The organism is Parabacteroides sp. ZJ-118 (assembly GCF_011038785.1).
Lineage (GTDB): Bacteria > Bacteroidota > Bacteroidia > Bacteroidales > Tannerellaceae > Parabacteroides.
Window position 1 is genome coordinate 16,400 of record NZ_JAAKDT010000022.1, and the last position, 20,927, is coordinate 37,326.

At 46.4% G+C, this 20,927-nt stretch carries 21 protein-coding genes; 15 read left to right on the top strand and 6 right to left on the bottom strand.

All coding sequences use genetic code 11. From position 1 onward, the window contains the following. Nucleotides 1-82: 82 nt before the first annotated feature. The 15 genes from G7Y39_RS07395 (at nucleotide 83) to secG (ending at nucleotide 15,467) form a co-directional block, all read left to right on the top strand. Nucleotides 83-1,447 (top strand): lipopolysaccharide assembly protein LapB, encoded by a 1,365-nt coding sequence (locus tag G7Y39_RS07395; RefSeq protein ID WP_165156552.1) that lies wholly within the window; start codon nucleotides 83-85, stop codon nucleotides 1,445-1,447. 2 nt (nucleotides 1,448-1,449) lie between these two features. Next, nucleotides 1,450-2,118 carry an LPS export ABC transporter periplasmic protein LptC gene (gene lptC, locus G7Y39_RS07400; RefSeq protein WP_165156554.1) on the top strand — a complete coding sequence of 223 codons (669 nt, stop codon included), beginning with the start codon at nucleotides 1,450-1,452 and terminating at the stop codon, nucleotides 2,116-2,118. Nucleotide 2,119: 1 nt separating this feature from the next. After that, nucleotides 2,120-3,373, top strand: coding sequence for a hemolysin family protein (locus G7Y39_RS07405; RefSeq protein WP_165156556.1), 1,254 nt, complete (start codon nucleotides 2,120-2,122; stop codon nucleotides 3,371-3,373). Nucleotides 3,374-3,888: 515 nt separating this feature from the next. Next, the gene (locus G7Y39_RS07410) at nucleotides 3,889-6,024 is read left to right on the top strand and encodes a peptidylprolyl isomerase (RefSeq protein WP_165156558.1); all 2,136 of its coding nucleotides are present in this window, start codon (nucleotides 3,889-3,891) and stop codon (nucleotides 6,022-6,024) included. Nucleotides 6,025-6,158: 134 nt separating this feature from the next. Beyond that, on the top strand, nucleotides 6,159-7,190 hold the full coding sequence (gene rlmN / locus G7Y39_RS07415) for a 23S rRNA (adenine(2503)-C(2))-methyltransferase RlmN (protein WP_165156560.1): 1,032 nt from the start codon (nucleotides 6,159-6,161) through the stop codon (nucleotides 7,188-7,190). Nucleotides 7,191-7,205: 15 nt separating this feature from the next. Continuing rightward, a complete protein-coding gene (locus G7Y39_RS07420; RefSeq protein ID WP_165156562.1) occupies nucleotides 7,206-8,243 on the top strand; it encodes a DUF4837 family protein in 1,038 nt (345 codons plus the stop codon). Between the two features lie 16 nt (nucleotides 8,244-8,259). Further along, nucleotides 8,260-9,369: a 4-hydroxythreonine-4-phosphate dehydrogenase PdxA gene (gene pdxA / locus G7Y39_RS07425; protein WP_165156564.1), complete on the top strand. Its 1,110-nt coding sequence runs from the start codon at nucleotides 8,260-8,262 to the stop codon at nucleotides 9,367-9,369. A gap of 168 nt (nucleotides 9,370-9,537) precedes the next feature. Further along, nucleotides 9,538-10,005, top strand: a complete 468-nt coding sequence (locus G7Y39_RS07430; protein ID WP_165156566.1) for an adenylyltransferase/cytidyltransferase family protein — start codon at nucleotides 9,538-9,540, stop codon at nucleotides 10,003-10,005. 11 nt (nucleotides 10,006-10,016) lie between these two features. Continuing rightward, entirely contained in the window at nucleotides 10,017-10,745 is a 729-nt protein-coding gene (locus tag G7Y39_RS07435; RefSeq protein ID WP_165156568.1) for an SDR family NAD(P)-dependent oxidoreductase, read from the top strand. Nucleotides 10,746-10,752: 7 nt separating this feature from the next. Continuing rightward, entirely contained in the window at nucleotides 10,753-11,640 is an 888-nt protein-coding gene (locus G7Y39_RS07440) for a CDP-alcohol phosphatidyltransferase family protein (protein WP_165156570.1), read from the top strand. Nucleotides 11,641-11,643: 3 nt separating this feature from the next. Next, nucleotides 11,644-12,471 (top strand): lysophospholipid acyltransferase family protein, encoded by an 828-nt coding sequence (locus G7Y39_RS07445; RefSeq protein ID WP_165156572.1) that lies wholly within the window; start codon nucleotides 11,644-11,646, stop codon nucleotides 12,469-12,471. A 104-nt stretch (nucleotides 12,472-12,575) separates the two neighbouring features. Next, a complete protein-coding gene (locus G7Y39_RS07450; RefSeq protein ID WP_165156574.1) occupies nucleotides 12,576-13,766 on the top strand; it encodes a sigma-54-dependent Fis family transcriptional regulator in 1,191 nt (396 codons plus the stop codon). A 4-nt stretch (nucleotides 13,767-13,770) separates the two neighbouring features. Further along, nucleotides 13,771-14,307, top strand: a complete 537-nt coding sequence (locus tag G7Y39_RS07455; protein ID WP_165156576.1) for an LptE family protein — start codon at nucleotides 13,771-13,773, stop codon at nucleotides 14,305-14,307. Nucleotide 14,308: 1 nt separating this feature from the next. Continuing rightward, a complete protein-coding gene (locus G7Y39_RS07460; protein WP_165156616.1) occupies nucleotides 14,309-15,076 on the top strand; it encodes a hypothetical protein in 768 nt (255 codons plus the stop codon). Nucleotides 15,077-15,083: 7 nt separating this feature from the next. Next, the gene (gene secG, locus G7Y39_RS07465; RefSeq protein ID WP_165156578.1) at nucleotides 15,084-15,467 is read left to right on the top strand and encodes a preprotein translocase subunit SecG; all 384 of its coding nucleotides are present in this window, start codon (nucleotides 15,084-15,086) and stop codon (nucleotides 15,465-15,467) included. An 80-nt stretch (nucleotides 15,468-15,547) separates the two neighbouring features. Here the strand turns inward: secG and bioC are convergent, their stop codons facing one another. The 6 genes from bioC to G7Y39_RS07495 are packed head-to-tail and all read right to left on the bottom strand — an operon-like array spanning nucleotide 15,548 to nucleotide 20,926. Further along, nucleotides 15,548-16,315: a malonyl-ACP O-methyltransferase BioC gene (gene bioC / locus G7Y39_RS07470; protein ID WP_165156580.1), complete on the bottom strand. Its 768-nt coding sequence runs from the start codon at nucleotides 16,313-16,315 to the stop codon at nucleotides 15,548-15,550. Then, nucleotides 16,306-16,971 carry a DUF452 family protein gene (locus tag G7Y39_RS07475; protein WP_165156582.1) on the bottom strand — a complete coding sequence of 222 codons (666 nt, stop codon included), beginning with the start codon at nucleotides 16,969-16,971 and terminating at the stop codon, nucleotides 16,306-16,308. The genes bioC and G7Y39_RS07475 overlap by 10 nt, the downstream gene beginning before the upstream one ends. Before the next feature lie 24 nt (nucleotides 16,972-16,995). After that, nucleotides 16,996-18,189, bottom strand: coding sequence for an 8-amino-7-oxononanoate synthase (locus tag G7Y39_RS07480; protein WP_165156584.1), 1,194 nt, complete (start codon nucleotides 18,187-18,189; stop codon nucleotides 16,996-16,998). Nucleotides 18,190-18,219: 30 nt separating this feature from the next. Beyond that, a complete protein-coding gene (bioA, locus tag G7Y39_RS13650; protein WP_165156586.1) occupies nucleotides 18,220-19,500 on the bottom strand; it encodes an adenosylmethionine--8-amino-7-oxononanoate transaminase in 1,281 nt (426 codons plus the stop codon). Beyond that, on the bottom strand, nucleotides 19,497-20,480 hold the full coding sequence (gene bioB / locus G7Y39_RS13655) for a biotin synthase BioB (protein ID WP_165156588.1): 984 nt from the start codon (nucleotides 20,478-20,480) through the stop codon (nucleotides 19,497-19,499). Before bioB ends, bioA begins: the two co-directional genes overlap by 4 nt. Beyond that, nucleotides 20,477-20,926, bottom strand: a complete 450-nt coding sequence (locus G7Y39_RS07495; RefSeq protein WP_165156590.1) for a hypothetical protein — start codon at nucleotides 20,924-20,926, stop codon at nucleotides 20,477-20,479. Before G7Y39_RS07495 ends, bioB begins: the two co-directional genes overlap by 4 nt. Between the last annotated feature and the right edge of the window lies 1 nt (nucleotide 20,927).

The following is a 20,927-nucleotide window of genomic DNA, read 5'->3' on the forward strand; positions in this document are numbered from 1 at the left end:
GGGAATGGCCGAAAGGGTCTAATGAGTATGAGACTTTTTTGAAGGAATATAAACATTATAGCTAACTTTAATAGAAAGAGATATGAAGATCAGAGTTTTATTACTAGCGCTTGGATGTACTATGGGTACGTTGGGCGCTTATGCGCAGAAAGGAGTGGATAATGGTACACGGTTCGGTTCCGGTGAGGATAGCGTGCGTTGTATTACCAATATCAGCTTGTTTGTTCCTTACGCGAAAGCCGGAAACTTCAAAGATGCTTATGATTTCTGGAAGATCGTGTACGATGAGTGTCCTGCCGCTACAAAAGACATCTATTTGTACGGTGTGAGAATTATGGCCTGGAAGATCGCCCAAGAGAAAGATCCCGCCAAGAAGAAGGCGCTTATTGGTGATTTGATGGCTGTTTATGATAAGCGTGTCAAGTACTTTGGAAACGATCGCCGGTATGGAAAGGATTGGATCGTGGCTCGTAAAGTACAAGATTATTTCGCACAGACGGGTGATAACGTTGATTACGACCGAGCTTATAACTGGTTGAAGGAAATTGTGGATGAGAAGGGCGAGAATACGGAAGCTCTAGGTCTCTCATTGTTCGCTTTTGCGTCTATGAAGAAAATGGTGAACGATCCGAATTTCAAGGAACAATATATCCAAGATTATTTGAAGGCTTCCGGGGGCTTGGATGCTCAGTTGAAGGCTGCCCAGGCCGCGAATAACCAAAAAGAGGTTGATGCGGTGACTGCCTACAAGTCTGGCGTAGATAATGCTTTCGCAAATAGTGGCGCTGCGGATTGTGAGACATTGCAAGGTCTATACGCTGCGAAGATCGAGGAGAATAAGGATAATTTGGAATACTTGAAGCAAGTGGTCTCTTTGTTGAGAAGAATGCGTTGCCAAGAAATTGACGCTTACTTTGCCGCTTCCGGTTATGCTTATAAATTGGAGCCCAGCGCTGACGCTGCTCTTGGTTTGGGAAAGCAAGCTGTAAAGGCTAAGGATTATGATACGGCTATCAAGTATTTTGAGGAAGCTGCTAATTTGGAAACGGAGAATTCCGCGAAGGCTGATGATTATTACATGATCGCTTTGCTTTTATTCGAGCAAAACTCTTATTCTAAAGCTAGACAATATTGTCAGAAATCGGCTGAGATGAATCCGGCTTCCGGAGCTCCTTATCTGTTGATCGGTAAGATGTACGCGGCTACGGCTAAGTCTGTTTATCCGAATGATGGAGTGTTGGCGAGAGCTGCTTATAATGCCGCTATCGATAAGTTCGAGAAAGCGAAACAAGTAGATCCGAGTGTCGCTGAAGAGGCTAATACTTTGATCTCATCTTATCGCGCTCACCTTCCTTCTACGGAGGAGATCTTTATGCACCCGGATTTGGAGAAGGGCAAATCTTTCACTGTTGGTGGCTGGATCGGAGAGCGTACAACGATTCGGTAATTATGATAGGACATCGTTTTCATTGTAAAACGGGAAATAGGGGCATAACAACCACCTTCGCGGCGGTTGTTGTGCTCCTTTTGTTTTCTGCCTCTTGTGGCAAGGAGCATAAGGAGGTGGTCGATGTTGAGTTTGATCCGGACAAGACCTATACGATGAAGGCTACGGATGTCTCATCCTTGATCTCCGATTCCGGTATCACGAGATATCGCTTGAAAGCGAAAGAATGGCGGATTTACGGGAAAGCCGCGGAACCCCATTGGTATTTCCCCGAGGGGATCTACGTGGAGAAGTTCGATACCTTGTTCCAAACAGAAGCGAGTATCAAGGCAGATACAGCCTATTATTATGATAAAAAAGGCCTTTGGGAGCTGATCGGTAATGTAGAGGTGGAAAGTCTGCAAGGGGAGCACTTTGAGACTTCCCAATTGTTCTGGGACCAAAAGCAAGAGAAGGTTTATTCCGATAAGTATATGCGTATCGAGCAAGAGGATAAGATCATCACAGGCATAGGCTTTGAGTCGAACCAAGATATGACTCAATATAAGATATTTAACTCACAAGGTATTTTCCCGGTAAGCGATGCTCCGGCCGATACGACACGGGTAGCAGCGCGGGGGGATAGTGCCCGGGTAGATGTGTCACAAATAGATTCAATAAAAAGTAATTAAGGTGGGGACGTTGACTTACATTTTAATTTCCCTCGCGTTTTCCGCATTCTTTTCCGGGATGGAGATCGCTTTTATCTCCTCCAATAAGCTTCGTTTCGAGCTGGATAAGAAGGAGCGTAGTCTATCCAGTAAGATACTGGGAATTTTCTATCGCAATCCAAATTTGTTTATCTCTACCATGTTGGTAGGAAATAACATCGCGTTGGTCGTTTATGGCCTTCAGATGGCAATCGTGTTGGAGCCGTTTATAGCCAAGGTGGTCGCGAATGAGGCATTGATCGTTTTTATCCAATCCGTGCTATCTACGATCTTGATCTTGTTTGCCGGGGAGTTTATTCCCAAGACCATATTCAAGTTGAATCCAAATTTGTCACTCAATATATTCGCGATACCATTGTTCATTATGTATATCATCCTCTATCCGGTTTCCAAATTCTCATCCCTGCTATCTTTTTTGATTTTGAAGTTAGGGGGAGTGAAGAACTTGAAAAGTTCGCCTCAGGCATTAGGTAAGGTGGACTTGGATTATTTTATACAGCAAAGTCTGGAAGATGCACCTCAAAATTCGGATATGGATACGGAGGTCAAGATTTTCCAGAACGCCTTAGATTTCTCGAATGTCCGGTTGAGGGATTGTATCGTGCCCCGGACGGAGATCGTAGCCTGTGATACGTCGGCTACGATAGAGGAATTGCGTTCTAAGTTTATCGAGACGGGGCTTTCGAAGATATTGGTGTATAACGAGAATATTGACAATATTATCGGGTATATCCACTCTTCCGAGCTTTTCAAGAATCCGGAGGATTGGACCCAGCATATCCGTAGTGTATCGATCGTCCCGGAGACGATGGCAGCGAATAAACTGATGAAACTGCTGATGCAAGAGAAGAAGAGCTTGGCTGTTGTCGTGGATGAGTTTGGCGGTACGTCGGGTATCGTGACACTTGAGGATTTGGTAGAGGAGATTTTCGGGGAGATTGAGGACGAGCATGATATGAAGTCGCATGTAGCTAAGAAAGTATTGGACAATGAGTATTTGCTTTCGGGTAGGATGGAGATTGATACTTTGAACGAGATGTTCGGGTTGGATCTTCCAGAGTCGGATGATTATGTCACCATCGCCGGTTTTATCCTGCACTTCTATCAAAAATTCCCGAAATTGAACGAGACGGTCCAGATCGATAAATATTCGTTTAAGATAATCAAAGTAACGGCTACGAAGATTGAACTTGTACGTATGAAAGTGGGGATTTGACAATTTGACATTTTGTAAACGGAAGTCCCGGAGGATTGGGTTACGACTGGGTTCTAACGGGGTTACAATGCCTATTCACGGCCGTTTACAACCCTATTCAAGGCGGTTTATAATGCCCGGCGGCAGCATTGGCATTGCCCAACGCGACTATACGCAAGGCTTTTGCCCCCTTTCGTGCCTGAAAACGGGGATATTCCCACCTAAAAGAGCCTTTTGTGGCTCCTCTTGGCTTCCGGTTCGGCCGATCTCAGGAACATCGCTGTCACGATTTGCCTATAAAAAGAATCAGAAAGAAAGGAAGAGAACGATTTGGGCGCCTTATTGATAATGGAATTTACCTATAACCATCCTTGCCATAAGATAAGAGCCTTTTTGAGAAAACAAAAGCATTTTAAATGAGAGAGCCGTGGGGATTTGATAAAAAAAAGGATTATATGCTGTGAAATTTCCTTTTTTTCATATCTTTGTGCCCTTAAAACGTGGAATAATAAACTTAAAAAAAATAATAGAGATAAATGGCTACGCTGGAAAAAATTAGAAGCAAAGCAGGACTGCTGGTACTCGTGGTGGGTTTGGCATTGTTCGCTTTTATCATTGGAGACTTTTTAAACTCTGGTTCTACTTATTTTAGGCAATCACAGGAACGGATCGCCGAGATTGATGGAGAGGTTGTGAAAATTCAAGATTATCAAGGTCGTGTCGATGAGATGGCTGAGATGTATAAGATGCAATCTGGTTCAGCCAGCCTGCCCGAGGAATATATGACACAGATTCGCCAGTCCGTATTCGATGCGATGGTACAAGAGGTCGTGTTGGACGAGGCTACCGCTGAATTAGGCATGGAAGTAAGTCCGGAGGAATTGTTTGATATGGTTCAAGGTGAGAATATCTCTCCGTTGATCCAGCAAATGCAAATGTTTACGAATCCCCAGACAGGTGCTTTTGATAAGGCTGCCTTGTTGAATTTCTTGAAACAAATCGATTCCGATAATATCGCCAGCTATCCGGCAGATCAACAGGCACAGCTGCTTCAAGCCAGGAACTTCTGGCTGTTTTGGGAGAAGAACATCAAACGTCAGCGTTTGGAGCAAAAATATACGACCTTATTGAGCAAGGCTGTTTCCGCGAATTCATTAGACGCGAAGGAAGCTTACAATGATAATGCCGAGAATTCGGATATCATTTACGCTATGCAATCATATGCTACGATTCCGGATTCAACGATTGAGGTAAGCAAGAGCGAGATCGAGAAATTGTATAATCAACGCAAGGAGCTGTATAAACAGAAAGAATCCAAGGTGATTAAATATATCGCCGTAGATATCCGTCCGAGTAAAGCGGATTATGATAAGGCACAGAGCGAGATCGAGAACTTGAAAGAGGAGCTGGCCACGTCTGAGAGAGTGGCTGATGTAGTAAACGAGAGCTCCGAGGTCCCTTATGTTGACGCTTTCTTCACGGAGAAGGCCTTGGATCCGGAGATGAAACAATTCGCTACGACTTCTGAGGTTGGCGCTGTCTATGGTCCTGTATTCGAAAATGACAAATATAGAATGTTTAAGCTTGTCGATAAGACGATCGCTCCGGACTCGGTAAAAGTGAGTCACATCATGTTAGCCGGTAAGTCCGAGGCTGAGACGGCCGCTTTGGCTGATAGCTTGACGGGGGCATTGAAAGGGGGTGCTGATTTCGCCGAGTTAGCTAAGAAATACTCAGCGGATCAAGCTGCCGAGAATGGAGGTGAACTAGGTTGGTTTACCGAGGTTACTGCTTTGAGAGGTGTGAACGATGACTTCAAGAAAGCTGTATTCTCGACTCCGTTGAATGAGGTAGCGGTTGTGAAATCTCTGTATGGAACTCACCTTGTGAAAGTAACAGAGAAGACCGGGAATGTGGAAAAATATAAGATCGCTGATATCGACATGACGGTATCTCCTAGCTCTAAAACCTATAGCGATATCTATAATGAGTTGAATCAGTTCGTGTCGAAGAACAATTCCATGGATAAATTGGAGGAGAATGCGAAGGAAGCCGGTTATAACTTGGTTTCAGGCGCGACGGTTACTACGGATGATCAATTGTTAGGTTCTATCAAGAATTCACGTCCGGTAATTCGTTGGGCGTTCCAGAACGATAAAGGTTCTATCTCTGAGATCTTCGAATGTAGTGATAAATTTGTCGTGGCTGCTGTAGAAGGAAGCATTTCCGAGGGGTATCGTCCGGTTGACAGGGTCGCTCCGGCTTTGAGAGCTGAATTGGCTGCTCAAAAGAAAGGCGATAAGATCGCTCAAGAATTAGCCTCTAAGAATTTGACCTCAGTTGAGGCATATGCTGAGACGATGGGTTCTTCCGTAGACTCAGTTAAGTTCGTGAACTTTGGCACTCGCCGTATCGCCGGTGTCGGTATCGAACCGAATTTGAACGCTATGGTTTCCATGGCTCAGGTTGACCAAGTAAGCGCTCCGGTTAAAGGGAACAACGGTGTATATGTGTTCAAGGTATATGCGAGAAGTAAAGATGGTAAAGAGTTCAACGAGGCTGAGGAAATTCGCGCGTTGGATGCTTCGAACGCATATCGTGTAGGATTCCAGGCTATCCAATCTATGGTTAACAACGCCAAGGTGGAAGACAACCGTATCCGTTTCTATTAATAAAGCGTATTTCTACTGAAGATAACTGGTTCCCTGTTTCGCGGTCAAGATATATTTATTTTGACCGCGAAACAGGGAACCTTTATTTTGTGGAATATTTCTCGTACTTTCGCGAGTGAGAAAGTATCGATAGCATGGTTGATAAAAGACAATTAGTGGGGATGACCTTGGAGGAACTGAAAGGTGTGGTGTCAGAGGTGGGTCTTCCAGCATATGCGGCTAAGCAAATGGCCGATTGGATTTATAAGAAAAAAATAACCCGGATTTCGGAGATGACGAATATAGCGGTAGCCAAACGCGCTTTATTAGAGGAATCGTTCGAGATAGGGGCTTATCCGCCATCTGAATATCAAAAGTCGAAAGACGGTACGATCAAGTATTTATATGCCGCCGGACCGGGGCGTTTTGTTGAGTCGGTTTATATTCCTACGGATGACCGGGCGACGCTTTGTGTCTCTTCTCAAGTCGGATGCAAAATGAATTGCTTGTTCTGTATGACGGGAAAACAAGGTTTCACGGCAAACTTGACAGCGAACCAGATATTGAACCAGATCCAGTCCTTGCCGGAAAACGACTCATTGACGAATATCGTTTTCATGGGAATGGGGGAACCTCTGGATAACGTAGACGAGCTTTTCAAGGTTTTGGAAATACTCACGGCTCCGTATGGGTATGCGTGGAGTCCGAAGCGTATCACGGTCTCAACTATCGGTGTGATGAAAGGCTTGAGACGCTTCTTGGCGGAGAGCGAATGTCATCTGGCCGTAAGTCTGCATTCTCCCTATCCTATGGAACGTCTTTCCTTGATGCCGGTTGAAAAGGCATTCCCGGTGAGAGAGGTGATCGATTTAATCAAACAATATGATTTTTCGCATCAACGACGGGTCTCTTTCGAGTACATCGTTTTTAAAAATTTAAACGATAGCCTGAAACATGCTGAAGCTTTGAGTTGTTTACTAGGTGGAATTCCTTGTCGGGTAAACTTGATCCGTTTTCATGCGATACCGAATGTGCCTTTGGAGACTTCCGATATCACTAAAATGGAGAGGTTCCGGGATTTCTTAAACGCTAAAGGAGTTGTATGTACGATAAGGGCATCACGAGGGGAGGATATTTTCGCCGCTTGTGGAATGCTTTCTACCGCGAAAAATGTTACATTTGTATAATATAAAACACATGGTATGAAAACACGTTCTTTATTCATCGGTATGTCGCTGCTTCTTGTTTTGATGGGAGCATGTAATTCAGGTTCTGTGATGACCCGAGCTACGGGCTTTGCGTATGAGGTTGTCGTGGTTATGAATCAAAAGGATTGGAAAGGCCTTGCGGGAGAATTTATAAAGTCTGAGTTGGCCTCTTCGGTGCCCGGACTGCCGCAAGCTGAGCCTTCCTTGAAGATTACCTACGTACAACCCAAGGATTTTACAGGCCTGTTACGGTATGTAAGGAATATATTGGTGGTTACGGTAGATCCAACCGCTTATACGAAAGTTTCTGTAGACTACGAGAATAATGTCTGGGCTAGAGGACAGGTAGTCGTTTCGTTGAAAGCCCCTGATACGGAGTCGATCGTCGAGTATTCAAAGACCCATGAGAAGGCGTTGGTCGATTTCTTCGTGAAGGTGGAGATGAATCGTGCGATAGAGCAATTACAAAAGGAGTACAGTGTGGTGGTTATGGATAACCTGAAAAGTGACTTGAACGTGATGTTAAACGCTCCGGCAAACTTTACGCACTATAAAGATACAACTGATTTCTTCTGGTCTTCCAATAACGCTAACACCGGTCGTATGGACTTGATTGTATATACTTTCCCGTATACTGATCCGAATACGTTTACGGAGGAATATCTGGTCGCTAAACGAGATTCTGTATTGAAGGCGAATCTGCCGGGTTCATTCCCGGGTTCCTATATGCAGACGGAAACGCGTGCGGGAGTGGAGTATACGCCGATAACCTTAAAGGGTAAATATTGCGGCGTAATGCGTGGCCTGTGGAGAATGCAAGGTGATATGATGGGAGGTCCCTTCGTAAGCCACACCCGTTTGGATGAAAAGAACCATCGTGTGGTTGTAGCCGAGGGATTTGTGTATGCTCCGGAGACAGACAAGCGTAATTTCATGCGTAGAATGGAAGCTGCCTTGTTTACGTTACGTTTACCGGGTGAATTCGATGAACCGGTAACAGAGACATTGGATATCCCGGAAGAGAAAAAGTAATAAACAAACAAAATATATGGAAGAACGACCGATTAAAGTGGGGATCACCCACGGAGATATAAATGGTATCGGCTATGAGGTGATATTAAAAACCTTTTCCGATACCCGCGTGGCGGAGCTTTGCACGCCGATCATCTATGGCTCGTCCAAGATAGCCGCCTATCACCGGAAGGCATTGGCGCTTCCTCCTGTCAATATGAATATTATTTCACATGCGGAGGAGGCGGGAGTAAACCGGGTGAACATTATTAACTGTGTGGAAGACGATACCAAGGTGGAGCTGTCTAAGTCTACTCCGGTTGCCGGTGAGTCGGCTTTCAAGGCATTGGAAGCGGCAGTTACGGATATGAAGCGGGGAGTCGTGGATGTACTGCTTACCGCCCCGATCAATAAACATACTATCCAGAACGAGGATTTTCATTTTCCCGGACATACCGAGTATTTGGAGAAATGCTTCGGTGGATCGGATAAAAAAGCCTTGATGATCTTGATGAAAGATGATCTTCGTGTCGCTTTGGTGACAGGGCATATGCCATTGTCGCAAGTAGCGTCTTCCATCAATGCGGGCGATATAGCGAATAAGCTGCGTATTTTCAATAAGTCGCTAAAGCAAGACTTCGGTATCGTGAAGCCTCGTATCGCGGTTCTTTCCTTAAATCCTCATGCTGGTGATGCCGGATTGCTGGGTACGGAAGAGGAGACGATTATCATACCGGCAATGCAGGAGGCCGAGAAAAAAGGCGTAATCTCATTTGGCCCTTATGCGGCTGATGGTTTCTTTGGTGCGCAGATGTATGATAAATTTGATGGTGTCTTAGCAATGTACCATGATCAAGGGCTCGTTCCCTTCAAGACGTTGGCAATGGATGACGGGGTGAACTATACGGCAGGGTTGCCGATCGTACGGACTTCTCCGGCACATGGAACAGCTTATGACATCGCCGGGCAGAACGTGGCCTCGGAAGAGTCGTTCCGACAAGCCTTATATGCGGCGTTGGATGTCTACCGGAACCGGCTGCGTTATCAGGAGGCTACTGTTAACCCGTTGCGTAAGCAATATTTCGACAGGGGGGGGGATAATGAGAAATTAGACTTGACGAAAGATGGCGATACGGACGGATTATAGCAGATCTTTCCGGACAAGTTTCAATAAATACATAAAATGTCATGTTAATAACGAACGCATGTTATTGACATGACATTTTTGTATGGAGCATGGGACGCTTTTTGGTTTTATACTTTTAAGATAGGAAAAGTTTGCGTAAATTCGCAGTTTAAAACGAAAATTACGATTATGTTTAAAGACAAAACGATAGTATATACATCCGGAACGTTTGATATGTTCCATTATAATCATCTTCGGATGATCAATTATGCCCGTAGTTTGGCGGATATATTGATTGTTGGGGTTAGTACAGATGAGTTGGTCTCTTCTTATAAGGCGAAGCCGATCATTCCGTTCCATGAACGTTTGCAGATCATCGAGGCGTTGAAGACTCCCGATATCGTTATACCACAACATTCCTTGGATCACACGGAAATCGTGAGGAAACTGAACATCGATGCTTTCGTGGTAGGTGATGATTGGTTCGGGAAGTACGACTATCTGAAGGATCTAGGTGTTCAGGTATTTTATTTCCCTTATGGGACGGGGGTTTCCTCCTCGAACCTGAAAAAAACGATACATGATTCTTATGAGGCGAATCTGACGACTCAACGTCAGGCGAAGCCGGAAACGGTGAAAGGATTAGCCGCTAAATAACGATCGTTTTCATGGATAAATTTATTTTAATTACCGGTGGAACAAAAGGAATAGGAAAGGCGGTAGCGTTCTGTTTAGGGAAGGCCGGGTATAACCTTATACTGACTTTCGCTTCTGATCGTGTGGCGGCCGAGGAGACGCGTGGCGAGTTGGTGGTTCGTTTCGGTATACAAGTTTTTATTTTGAGGGCCGATATCTCGGATCGGAATACGATCGGGATTATCGATTCTTTTTTGGCGGAGAATAGACTACGTCTGGACGGCCTTGTGTTCAATGCCGGAATGACTTGCCGTGATCCTTTTGAGGAACTTTCATTCGAGGATTGGGACCGGGTTTTCTTCGCGAATGTTCATTTCCCGGTTTTCCTTTTACAAAAGCTTGTCGGGCGGATTAATAAGGGGGGAAGTATCGTGTTTACGGGCTCCTTGATGGGGATAAAGCCTCATTCGGTGTCCTTGGCATATGGGGTGACGAAAAGTGCGGTCCATGCGCTGGTCAAAAACATGGTGAAGTTCTTGGTTCCCTATGCACTGCGTGTGAATGCCGTGGCTCCTGGCTTTGTCGATACGGAGTGGCAGAAGACAAAGCCTGCCGAGATCCGTCGGAACATAGAGGACAAGGTCTCTTTGGGGCGGTTCTGCGACCCGGATGAATTGGCGGAAGTTTATAAAATGTTGATAGAAAATAGTTATTTTAATGGTGAGGTAGTCGTCGTGGATGGCGGTTACTCGTATAAATAAGAAACAAATGAGCGAGTTGGATAAGGAATACGAAGCATCGTTAAAGTCAATAGAAACAGAAAATAAGATAGATCGAATTTTTTATCGCCCGATAGGATTTCGTATTGCTTGTATGTTGCGAGGCACGGGGATTACCCCGAATATGATTACGGTTATCTCGATCTTCGTGGGTGCGGCGGTCGGGTTTATGTTTTATCACGATAACCTGGCGTATAATATCTGCGGTATATTGTTGTTGGTATTTGCCAATATCCTCGACTGCGTGGATGGACAGCTGGCACGTCTTACCGGAATTAAGTCCGCGATCGGGCGTATCTTGGACGGGTTCGCCGGGGATATTTGGTTCGCTTCGATCTATATCGGATTCGCCCTTCGTCTGTCGCATGATTACGGTACGGACTGGTTTTTTGCCTTGGCGGTCTTATCCGGCCTGTCTCATTTAGTCCAAGCGAATATCACGGACTACTATAAGACGCTTCACCTTTATTTTATCAGTAAGGACAAAGGCTCGGAGTTTCAGTCTTTGGAGCAAGTGGAGGCGAAACACAAGGAGATGAAGTATGGTATTAACAAGTTTTTCTATTTCTTGTATCGTTGGTATACGATGTTGCAAGTAAAGGCTACGCCTACCTTACAGAGAATGTTACAAAATTTGCATGCGAAGTATGGGGATGATATACCGGAGAAGATCCGCGTAGACTTTCGTAAACAGAGCCGTCATTTAATGCGTTACATAGACTTGTTGACCTTTAATGGCCGGACGATGGTTATGTTTGTAATCGTACTAACGGGACGGGTATGGGCTTATTACCTATACGAGATCATCGTGTTGAACATCGTGCTGGCGATTGCGATGAAGAAACACGAGAAGATGTGTGCCTCGTTTTTAGGATAAAGTATGAAGAAGAGTGTAGTTGACATTTACGATCTGCAAGAGATGGTCCCGTTCTTCAAGGGACGAGTGGGGACATGGTTGGGTAAGTTGTTGATAAAGTGCTTACGCATGGATCTGGTTAATAAGGTACATGCCCGGAATTGTCATTTACGGGGCGCAGAGTTTACTTCCGCCTTATTGCGCGATCCCGGTATTGATCTCCGCTATGAGGTTCATAATAAAGAAATTTTAGATCATCTGCCGGAAGGGGCTTTTGTTACTGTTTCTAACCATCCGATCGGTTCGTTGGATGGAATCATGCTGATTGATATTTTTGCTTCCCGCCGTCCGGACTTCAAAGTGATGGTGAACGGCATCTTGACCAAGATCGGGGCGATGGAGGATAATTTCATATCCGTGGTGCCCGATTCCCACAAGCGGGGGGCGAATCCGGCGAATGTTAATGGCGTGAGACTATCCCTGCAACGCCTGAAAGAAGGTCATCCGATGGGTTTCTTCCCCGCTGGAGCAATCTCATTTTATAATAAAAAAGAGAAACAGATACGGGATTTGTCGTGGGCGCATAGCGTGATCCGCTTGGTTCGTAAGGCGAAAGCATCGGTATATCCTGTTTATTTTGATTTTCAAAATACCCGTTTCTTCTATTGGCTAGGAAATATCAGCTGGCAAATACGAACCTTGCGTATTCCTGCCGAGGCTTTCAATAAGCGTGGAAAGAAAGCGGATGTATATATCGGTGAGCCTATCTCTCCGGAGGAGATCGCCGCCATCCCGGAAGACAGGGATCTTGCCGAGTTCTTGTATAAACGTACGTATGGTGCTAAAAAATAAGAAACGACCGATAGAATCTGTTATCAATAGTGATAGTTTGAATTAAGATTTGTAATTTTGGCAGAGTAACTGAAATAATTACAGATTTTAAAAGTGAAAGAGAGATGAAGGTTGATGTACAACAGATAAAACAGCGTTTCGGGATTATTGGTAATAATCCGGGGTTAAATCGTGCGATCGACGTTGCGCTTCAAGTAGCGCCAACCGACTTATCTGTTCTTATTACAGGTGAGAGCGGAGTCGGGAAGGAGACTTTTCCACAAATTATTCACCAGAACAGTCTGCGTAAGCATGGACAGTATATAGCCGTAAACTGTGGCGCCATTCCGGAAGGGACGATAGATTCGGAGCTTTTCGGGCACGAGAAAGGTTCTTTTACCGGGGCATTGGCCGATCGTAAAGGATATTTCGAGGTAGCGGACGGTGGAACGATCTTCTTGGATGAGGTCGGAGAGCTGCCAACTCCTACGCAAGCACGCTTGCTTCGTGTGTTGGAGACGGGTGAGTTTATCAAGGTCGGTTCCTCTAAGGTGCAGAAGACAAATGTGCGTATCGTTGCCGCTACGAATGTGAATTTAGCGCAGGCGGTTTCGGAAGGTAAATTCCGTGAGGATTTGTACTATCGTTTGAATACGGTGCCTATTCAAGTGCCTCCCTTGCGGGAACGTCCGGAAGATATCATCTTATTGTTTCGTAAGTTCGCCGGCGATTGCGCCGAGAAATACCGGATGCCGCCGATCCGCTTGGATGATGAGGCTCGTCAATTATTGGTTTCTTACCGTTGGCCGGGTAACGTGCGAGAGTTGAAAAACATCATGGAACGTATCTCCGTGATTGAGGAGGGACGGGATATAACGGCGGATATTCTGCGTCTTTATCTACCAAACTTGAACGTTGAGAAATATCCGGTATTGGTGAAGCAAGATCCGGATCAAAAGATATTTAATAGCGAGCGGGAGATTCTTTATCAAGTCTTATTCGATATGAAGAAGGACGTGAACGAGCTAAAGAAGTTAGTGCATGATATCATGGGAGGGAATATCCCGATGCCAACGGTGGCGGACGATACCCCTTATGCGCATCCGATTCATCCGGCTGCGGTTCATGCGATGCACCCGACGATCCAAGATGCCGAAGATGTAGAAGAGGAGACTTTATCCTTGGAAGAGGTGGAGAAGGAGATGATCCGTAAGGCTCTGGAGAAGCATAATGGGCGGCGGAAGAACGCTGCGGCTGCCTTGAAGATATCGGAACGTACGTTATATCGAAAAATCAAGGAATACAATTTAGAATAATAATATGTTAAAGAAGATTGTCAACATACGCTTGTCGGCAGCCAATGGGCTTATACTCTCATTTTTGACGGTATTGGTTACGGCCTGCTCTATCTCCTATAAGTTTAATGGTGCCTCTATCGATTATACGAAGGTGAAGACCATTACGATTCGTGATTTCACGAACCAAGCTCCCTACGTGAATCCGACTCTTGCGCCGCAGTTTACAGAGGATTTGAAGGATATTTACATCCGTCAGACTCGTCTGCAACTGGTTCCAGGCAATGGCGACCTTGAGTTGGAGGGTGAGATTACAGGTTACGATTTCGCTCCAATGGCCGTAAAGGAGGATGCTATCGCCTCGCAGACGAGGTTGACGATCACGGTGCGGGTTCGTTACTCTAATCGGGTTAACTCGGACGAGGATTTCGAGCAGTCGTTCTCCGCTTACCGCGAGTTCGACAGCAACTTGATGCCGCAGCAGGTAGAAGGTACATTGTGCGAGGAGATCATTGAGGAAGTAGTAGACCAAATCTATAACGCTACGGTTGCCAATTGGTAGAATGAGGGTGGAGGATTTATATCGTTTGATGGAGAATCCTTCGGAATTGACCGAGGGCACTCTTCTTGAATTGCGACGAATCGTGGAGGATTACCCGTATTTTCAAGTGGCACGGATGCTTTATCTAAAGAATCTGGCCGTATTAAATGATATGAGTTTCGCCTCGGAGCTGGAGAAGATGGCGATATTCTTGCCGGACCGGAAAAAACTGTTTCAACTGATAGAGGGAGATAAATATGGCTTGGGCTCCCATGTGGAGCATGAGCCGGATATACGAAAAGAGGATACTTTCTCCTTGATAGACGCATTCCTCTCTAACCGTAACGAGGAACCGGAGTCTCAGAAAGAAGCCCCGTTCCTGTTCCAGCCATCGGTATCGTCGGACTATATGTTTTGGTCTTTATCAAAGGAGGACGGGGAGAAGTCATCTGTAGAGGGTGGGGAGAATAAGCTTCGGCATCACGACTTGATCGACTCATTCATTAAAAATGATCAACAGCGTATGCCGGGTAGCGGGTTGGAAATCCGGGAGGAAAACGGCCGTGCGGAGACTCCCGAATCGCTGAAAGATTGGGATGATGAGCGGTCCAAATCGCTGGAAGACTCGTGTCTTACGGAAACTTTAGCCCGGATTTATATAAAACAGAAGAGATATGATAAGGCTTTGCAAATTATTAAAAACTTAAGCTTGAAATATCCAGAAAAAAATATTTACTTTGCGGACCAAATCAGATTTTTGGAGAAGTTGATTATTAACACTAAAAAATAAAACTAAGATGTACGTATTTATTTCTATCTTAATCCTGATCGCCTCTATACTATTAATCTTGATCGTGTTGGTCCAGAATTCAAAAGGTGGAGGTTTGGCTTCAGGATTCTCTTCTTCTAACCAAATCATGGGTGTGCGTAAGACCACAGACTTTTTGGAGAAAGCTACTTGGAGTTTGGCGGGTACCGTAATCGTGTTGAGCATCTTGATTACCGCATTTATCCCCAGAGCGGAGCATGCTACTCAATCTGAGATCAGACAACAAGTAAATGAAGCTATCTCTATCGATCCGAGCACGATTGCTCCGGACTTTGGTACAGCGCAACAACCGGAAGTTCCGGCAGAGGAAGCTCCCGCTACTACTACACCTGCGGAGGGAAGCAACGAGTAAGATCCGATTCGAAAATGATATAAAAAGCCATGTCCGATAATAAAGGGTGTGGTTTTTTTGTACTATCTCAAGCGGGAACTTTACCATTGTTTTTTGACCACTAAGATATAGAGTGGGTGGTAAGTTAGTGTGACCCCACCCTCCGCCGATGGGAATCTCTCTTGATAATCCCGGCAGAAACGTTCCTGTTTTCCCCGTGTCCAGATGCAAGAGGCATTGGCCGTGACACCCGTGTACTTTAGATGTCTCAGCACTTCCAGCGGATGCCGGAAGGTCAGGGAAATATTGCCTTCCTCTTCATGGACGATCTGGAAATCGGCGGATAACCACTCCCTTAATTGTCCGGTGGCAGGATATGGAAGTCCTTCTCCGGTCAGCTCCTTGATCTCGTGGAGGTTGCTTGGCGTGAAGGTATTGAAGGCCAGCACGCCCCCGGGTGATAGAATGGACGATAGCTTATGGAGGAAACACGGAAGGTCTTTCATCCATTGCAGGGCGGAGGCGGAGGCGATCAAGTCGAACCTGCCGGGGAAAGCCAGTCGCTCTGCATCACCGGCCAAAAATAGAGGAGGGGCAGAAGGAAATAACTCATTGATGGCGTTTTGCCAAGTCTCGCAAAGATCGTTGAGTATCCATTCCTCGATCTGGCATTCTTGTTTCAACAAACGAGTGAATCCGCCACTTCCACAACCGATTTCCAGCACTCTGCGGAAATGGGAGGAGGTGTATGCGGTCAATAGCTGTACCAGATGGGCGCAAATTCGTTTCTGGGCTTCCGCATGATCATCGTATGTATTCACCGCTTGGCTGAAACGCCGGTGGATCCGTTCTTGTTCGATTACTTCCATAGTTCATCCCATGCTTGATAGTGGTAAAAGGGAAGATGAGGTGTCTTGATCTCTTGGATGGGACAACGGCCTCGCCAGTAGTTACGGAGGTTGGTTGCCGGGAATATCTTATCTTCGGTGGATAGGATGGCCTGATCCCAGAAGGTGGATATCTGCGGATCGGCTGATTCGAGCTTTTCCGGGAGGATCAGGTTGTATAGAGATTCCAGCTCCTCCTTGATCTCCTCCAGCGGACGTGTGGGGAGTTCCGAATAGCGATTGAAAGTCTCCTTGTCTCCGCACATCCTGCGGTTGAAGCGACGCATACCTTCCTCGCTGATATGACTGAGGGTTCCCTCGAAGATCGCGGTAGGGATGCCAAGTGTATCGTGCATGGGAAAAGGGGTACCGTTCAGGGCAGTCGCCGTGGTAAAGGATCGGTGGCCTGCCCAAAGATGGGTGGCTACCCATACGCCTAAAGACCAAGCGATCAGATGAACCTCTTTATAGGGAGCGAATGTCTCTTCGAACGCAAGCGTCCTGTAGTCGTAAGCAATCCATAGGTCTGTCCGCTCCGGTACTTCCAGATGGCGGAAAAGGACCGGCGAGATGGACCAGCCGGCGAGGCAGAGGATCAGACTCGGGGATCGCTTATCTATTATTTTATCTATATACATACTATCATCTAATTTATATACATATTATCTGTCTGGGGTTGCAGAGACAGTGCACGCCTCGGTGGAAGACGAGGCACACCCCGTCTCTACAATCAGTTGATGCATATTTTTTATTGTGAGGTTTGCCGTAAGGGAGAAGCGGATACGGGAGGTGCCTTTGGGTACTGTCGGGGGGCGAACCGGGAGACAGTAAAAACCTTTTCGTTGTAGCTCTTCCGCTTTCCGCACGCAATCCTCGCTTTCTCCCACGATGAAAGGAATGATATGGCTTTGGCTGATCTCACCGCCTTTGCCCGTTAAAGCCTCCGCTAACAATCGGCTATACGCTAGAAGATTCTCTCGTTCCTTCGTGAGCGAGGGGAGTTTCTCCCATATGAAGGAAGTCCATGCGATTTGGAACGGTGGTAGAGCCGTACTGAATATGAGTGGTCGCATCGTATTGACCAGATATTCTCGTATCACACGGGAACAAACCAAATAGGCTCCCATGGACGCTAACGCCTTGCCGAAAGTACCGACTAATAGATCGATCTCTTGGATACAGCCTTGTTCCTCGGCGATACCTAGCCCCGTCTTTCCGCGGGCTCCGATGGCGTGAGCCTCGTCCACGTACAATAGGACATCGGGATATCGCCTTTTGATAGCTATCAGGCGATTTAAGTCGGTTATATCCCCGTCCATGCTGAAAATGCTTTCGGTCAGGATGATGATCGTCTCGTATTGACCGGCGTTCTTTTGTACGATACGTTCCAGTTGATCATAGTCGTTGTGGCGGTAACGGAGGAAAGGGGAACCACTCAATAAGACGCCATCGATAATGCTGGCGTGCACCAGCTTGTCGGCGAGTAATAAGGTCTGCTTATCGGCTAAAGCCGGGAGGATTCCGGTATTGGCATGATAGCCGCTGTTGAAGATCAACGCGGCTTCTCGGTCGAAGGAGCTGGCGATCAGCTTCTCCAGTTTCGTATATACGGAGAAATTGCCCGTCAACAAACGGGATGAGGAGGATGAGTAGGGGTAGAAGTGACCTTGTGTGGATGCTTGAAACTCCTCTTGTAAATCCGGCCGGCTGGCCAGTCCCAGATAATCGTTGGAAGAGAGATTCAGCATACGTTTTCCCTCCTTCAATATCCATTCCCCTTGATGCTCTACTTCCGTTAAATGCCTGAGATTCCCGGAGGCTCGTAAAGCCGTAAGTTGCTCGTTATATGATTTCATCTATTTATATATTACCCGGTTGCAGATAGGTTAATTATGCGTTAATACTTTCAATAATCCGGAGGTTAGTTTGGATAGTTCATTCGTGGAGATAATGAAAGGAGGCATGAGGTAAACCAACCGTCCGAATGGACGTACCCATATCCCTTCCTCTACGAAACGGCGTTGCAATACCGCCATATCCACCGGATGCTTCATCTCGATAACCCCGATCGCCCCCAATACCCGTACCTCAGCGACTTCAGGTAGCTTGGTGGCTGGCGCTAATTCCGCTCGTAATTGCTCCTCTATAAGCTTCACCTTCTCCTGCCAATGACTGTTGGTCAATAATGAGATCGAGGCCGAAGCGATAGCGCATGCCAAGGGGTTTCCCATAAATGTAGGCCCATGCATAAAGCATCCTGCCTCGCCGGAACAGATCGTGTCGGCTATCGGCTTTGTCGTGATCGTGGCAGAAAGCGTAAGGTAACCTCCCGTCAATGCCTTTCCGATACACATGATATCGGGTTCGACTCCCGCATGTTCCCATGCGAACAACTTTCCGGTACGCCCGAAGCCGGTCGCTATCTCATCGAATATCAATAAGACGTTATACCGGTCACAAAGTTCTCGGGTACGAACGAGGAAAGTGGGGGAATAGAAATACATGCCTCCAGCTCCCTGTACGATCGGTTCCAAGATCAAGGCAGCGATCTCGTCCGCATGTCGTTCTAATAAATCCCGCAAAGGGGCTATGGCCTCCTCTCTCCACTCCTCGCCGAATCGGACCGAAGGTTGAGGCAGGAAGTATTGGAGGGGTAGGCTTTTCGAGAAGATCCCATGCATACCCGTTACCGGGTCGCATACCGACATGGCATGCCAAGTATCCCCGTGATAACCACTACGGATCGTGGCGAAGGTATGTTTTCCCGGTATGCCTCTGGACTGCCAGTACTGGATCGCCATCTTTAAGGCAACCTCCACGGCTACCGAGCCGCTATCCGCTAGGAATATCTTTTCTAGGGAAGGGGGCAATAGCGGTAGTAATTTAGAGGCCAATTCGACAGCCGGCTCGTGCGTAAATCCCCCGAACATGATATGGCTCATCTTATCCAGTTGGGTTTTAGCCGCCGTGTTAAGTACCGGATGGTTGTATCCGTGGATTGCGGCCCACCAAGAAGACATTCCGTCAATTAACTCTCTACCGTCCGCAAGGGTTATTGTCACACCCTCTGCCTTGGCTACTGGATAAACAGGAAGCGGATCGATGGTCGAGGTGTAGGGATGCCATAGATGATCTCGGTCGTATTGTAAAAGTTCAGTTGTTGTCATTTTTCCCAATCGGTGTTTTCGGTGAGTGAATAGCCTTCGGAGGTAAATAAGACATTGTCTTCCTTTACCTGGCTTCCGATAGTCGTCAGTAAGTCTCCGATGATTGCGGAGTTAATCCCGATATATAGGGATTTTCGTTGCGTGACCTCGCTCAATTGTGCCCGTCCACCGGAGAAGCGGAGAAATGCGTTTGGATTGATCAAGCGGAAAAGGGCGATCGTTGTCAGCCATTCCCCTTCTTGTAAGATCCGTGTATGCTCCATAGGAGTTCCCGGTATCGGCTGTAATAAATTGAGAGGAATGGATAAGATACCTTCTTTCCGTAAGAAACAAGCCATCTCGATTCGCTCCTTCATCGTCTCACCCATGCCGATAATACCACCACAGCAGATGCGGTAACCGATTTCTCGGGCGGCATGTATGGTTTCCATCTTCTGTTCGATTGTATGCGTGGAACAGAGTTGACGGAAATAGGAAGGGGCGGTCTCGATATTGCAGTGATAGTTCTCCACTCCGCTATCGTAAAGCGATTGGAGTTGGGAGCGGGTGAGCAATCCCATGGAGGCGCAGCATTTAATATCGCATTGCCGCTTGATTTGCCGGATTGTGTCGGTAATCTGTCCCATTTCTTTGTCCGATATTCGCTTGCCGCTAGTAACCAAGGCAAAACGCTGGATGCCCTGTTTTCGGTTGTATACCGCATGGCGGACACATTCCTTGGTCGGAAGCAAAGGATATAAGTTTATGAGGGTCTTGTAATGTCCCGACTGCGCGCACCATTTGCAATCCTCGCTGCAATTGCCGCTTTTGGCGTTGATGATGGAACAAGTGTCGAACTTATTCCCCATAAAATGGCGGGTGACTTGGTGGGCGGCCTCGTAAAGCGCCTCTTTGTCCGGGTGATTCGCCAAGCTTAAAGCCTGTTCCTCGGTAATCTTCCCACCTTCCAGGATGTACAGTTTTGCTTCTTCTATTGTCATTTTCTCCAATTTAATAATTTTACGTATATATACCCCGTCCCCACAACCAAGTGGAAATAATAAAGGCGGGAAATATCCTCTCGGATATCTCTCGCCTTTACTATATTATACAGTGTATAGTGGGCTACACGATGAACCGGATGAGCGATCTCATTGGAAGCCAATACCGGCAGTAATGTCGTAAACAGTCCATACGATGTAACAAAACTCCATCTATCTTTCCCTGTACGCTCCATCTTCTCATCATTCACTTCGAAAAATCCAGCCATAAACGTACCGATTCCGTTATGTAAAGACTGATTCTTTTTCTCGAAGCGATCGGCTACGGAAAAAGACAATTGTCCGATCGTAACAGCCCTCTGTATACTAATGAAAGCCGCATACGCCTTCCGGCTCCATCTTCTGAAACGGAGTGCCTGCGAACGAAATATATACGACTTTCTCATC

What these genes read in the sequence shown, in the direction of transcription:
- G7Y39_RS07395 (WP_165156552.1), top strand. Translation starts at nt 83, where the DNA reads ATGAAGATCAGAGTTTTATTACTAGCGCTTGGATGTACTATGGGTACG.
- lptC (WP_165156554.1), top strand. Translation starts at nt 1,450, where the DNA reads ATGATAGGACATCGTTTTCATTGTAAAACGGGAAATAGGGGCATAACA.
- G7Y39_RS07410 (WP_165156558.1), top strand. Translation starts at nt 3,889, where the DNA reads ATGGCTACGCTGGAAAAAATTAGAAGCAAAGCAGGACTGCTGGTACTC.
- rlmN (WP_165156560.1), top strand. Translation starts at nt 6,159, where the DNA reads ATGGTTGATAAAAGACAATTAGTGGGGATGACCTTGGAGGAACTGAAA.
- G7Y39_RS07420 (WP_165156562.1), top strand. Translation starts at nt 7,206, where the DNA reads ATGAAAACACGTTCTTTATTCATCGGTATGTCGCTGCTTCTTGTTTTG.
- pdxA (WP_165156564.1), top strand. Translation starts at nt 8,260, where the DNA reads ATGGAAGAACGACCGATTAAAGTGGGGATCACCCACGGAGATATAAAT.
- G7Y39_RS07430 (WP_165156566.1), top strand. Translation starts at nt 9,538, where the DNA reads ATGTTTAAAGACAAAACGATAGTATATACATCCGGAACGTTTGATATG.
- G7Y39_RS07435 (WP_165156568.1), top strand. Translation starts at nt 10,017, where the DNA reads ATGGATAAATTTATTTTAATTACCGGTGGAACAAAAGGAATAGGAAAG.
- G7Y39_RS07440 (WP_165156570.1), top strand. Translation starts at nt 10,753, where the DNA reads ATGAGCGAGTTGGATAAGGAATACGAAGCATCGTTAAAGTCAATAGAA.
- G7Y39_RS07445 (WP_165156572.1), top strand. Translation starts at nt 11,644, where the DNA reads ATGAAGAAGAGTGTAGTTGACATTTACGATCTGCAAGAGATGGTCCCG.
- G7Y39_RS07450 (WP_165156574.1), top strand. Translation starts at nt 12,576, where the DNA reads ATGAAGGTTGATGTACAACAGATAAAACAGCGTTTCGGGATTATTGGT.
- G7Y39_RS07455 (WP_165156576.1), top strand. Translation starts at nt 13,771, where the DNA reads ATGTTAAAGAAGATTGTCAACATACGCTTGTCGGCAGCCAATGGGCTT.
- G7Y39_RS07460 (WP_165156616.1), top strand. Translation starts at nt 14,309, where the DNA reads ATGAGGGTGGAGGATTTATATCGTTTGATGGAGAATCCTTCGGAATTG.
- secG (WP_165156578.1), top strand. Translation starts at nt 15,084, where the DNA reads ATGTACGTATTTATTTCTATCTTAATCCTGATCGCCTCTATACTATTA.
- bioC (WP_165156580.1), bottom strand. Translation starts at nt 16,315, where the DNA reads ATGGAAGTAATCGAACAAGAACGGATCCACCGGCGTTTCAGCCAAGCG.
- G7Y39_RS07475 (WP_165156582.1), bottom strand. Translation starts at nt 16,971, where the DNA reads ATGTATATAGATAAAATAATAGATAAGCGATCCCCGAGTCTGATCCTC.
- G7Y39_RS07480 (WP_165156584.1), bottom strand. Translation starts at nt 18,189, where the DNA reads ATGAAATCATATAACGAGCAACTTACGGCTTTACGAGCCTCCGGGAAT.
- bioA (WP_165156586.1), bottom strand. Translation starts at nt 19,500, where the DNA reads ATGACAACAACTGAACTTTTACAATACGACCGAGATCATCTATGGCAT.
- bioB (WP_165156588.1), bottom strand. Translation starts at nt 20,480, where the DNA reads ATGACAATAGAAGAAGCAAAACTGTACATCCTGGAAGGTGGGAAGATT.
- G7Y39_RS07495 (WP_165156590.1), bottom strand. Translation starts at nt 20,926, where the DNA reads ATGAGAAAGTCGTATATATTTCGTTCGCAGGCACTCCGTTTCAGAAGA.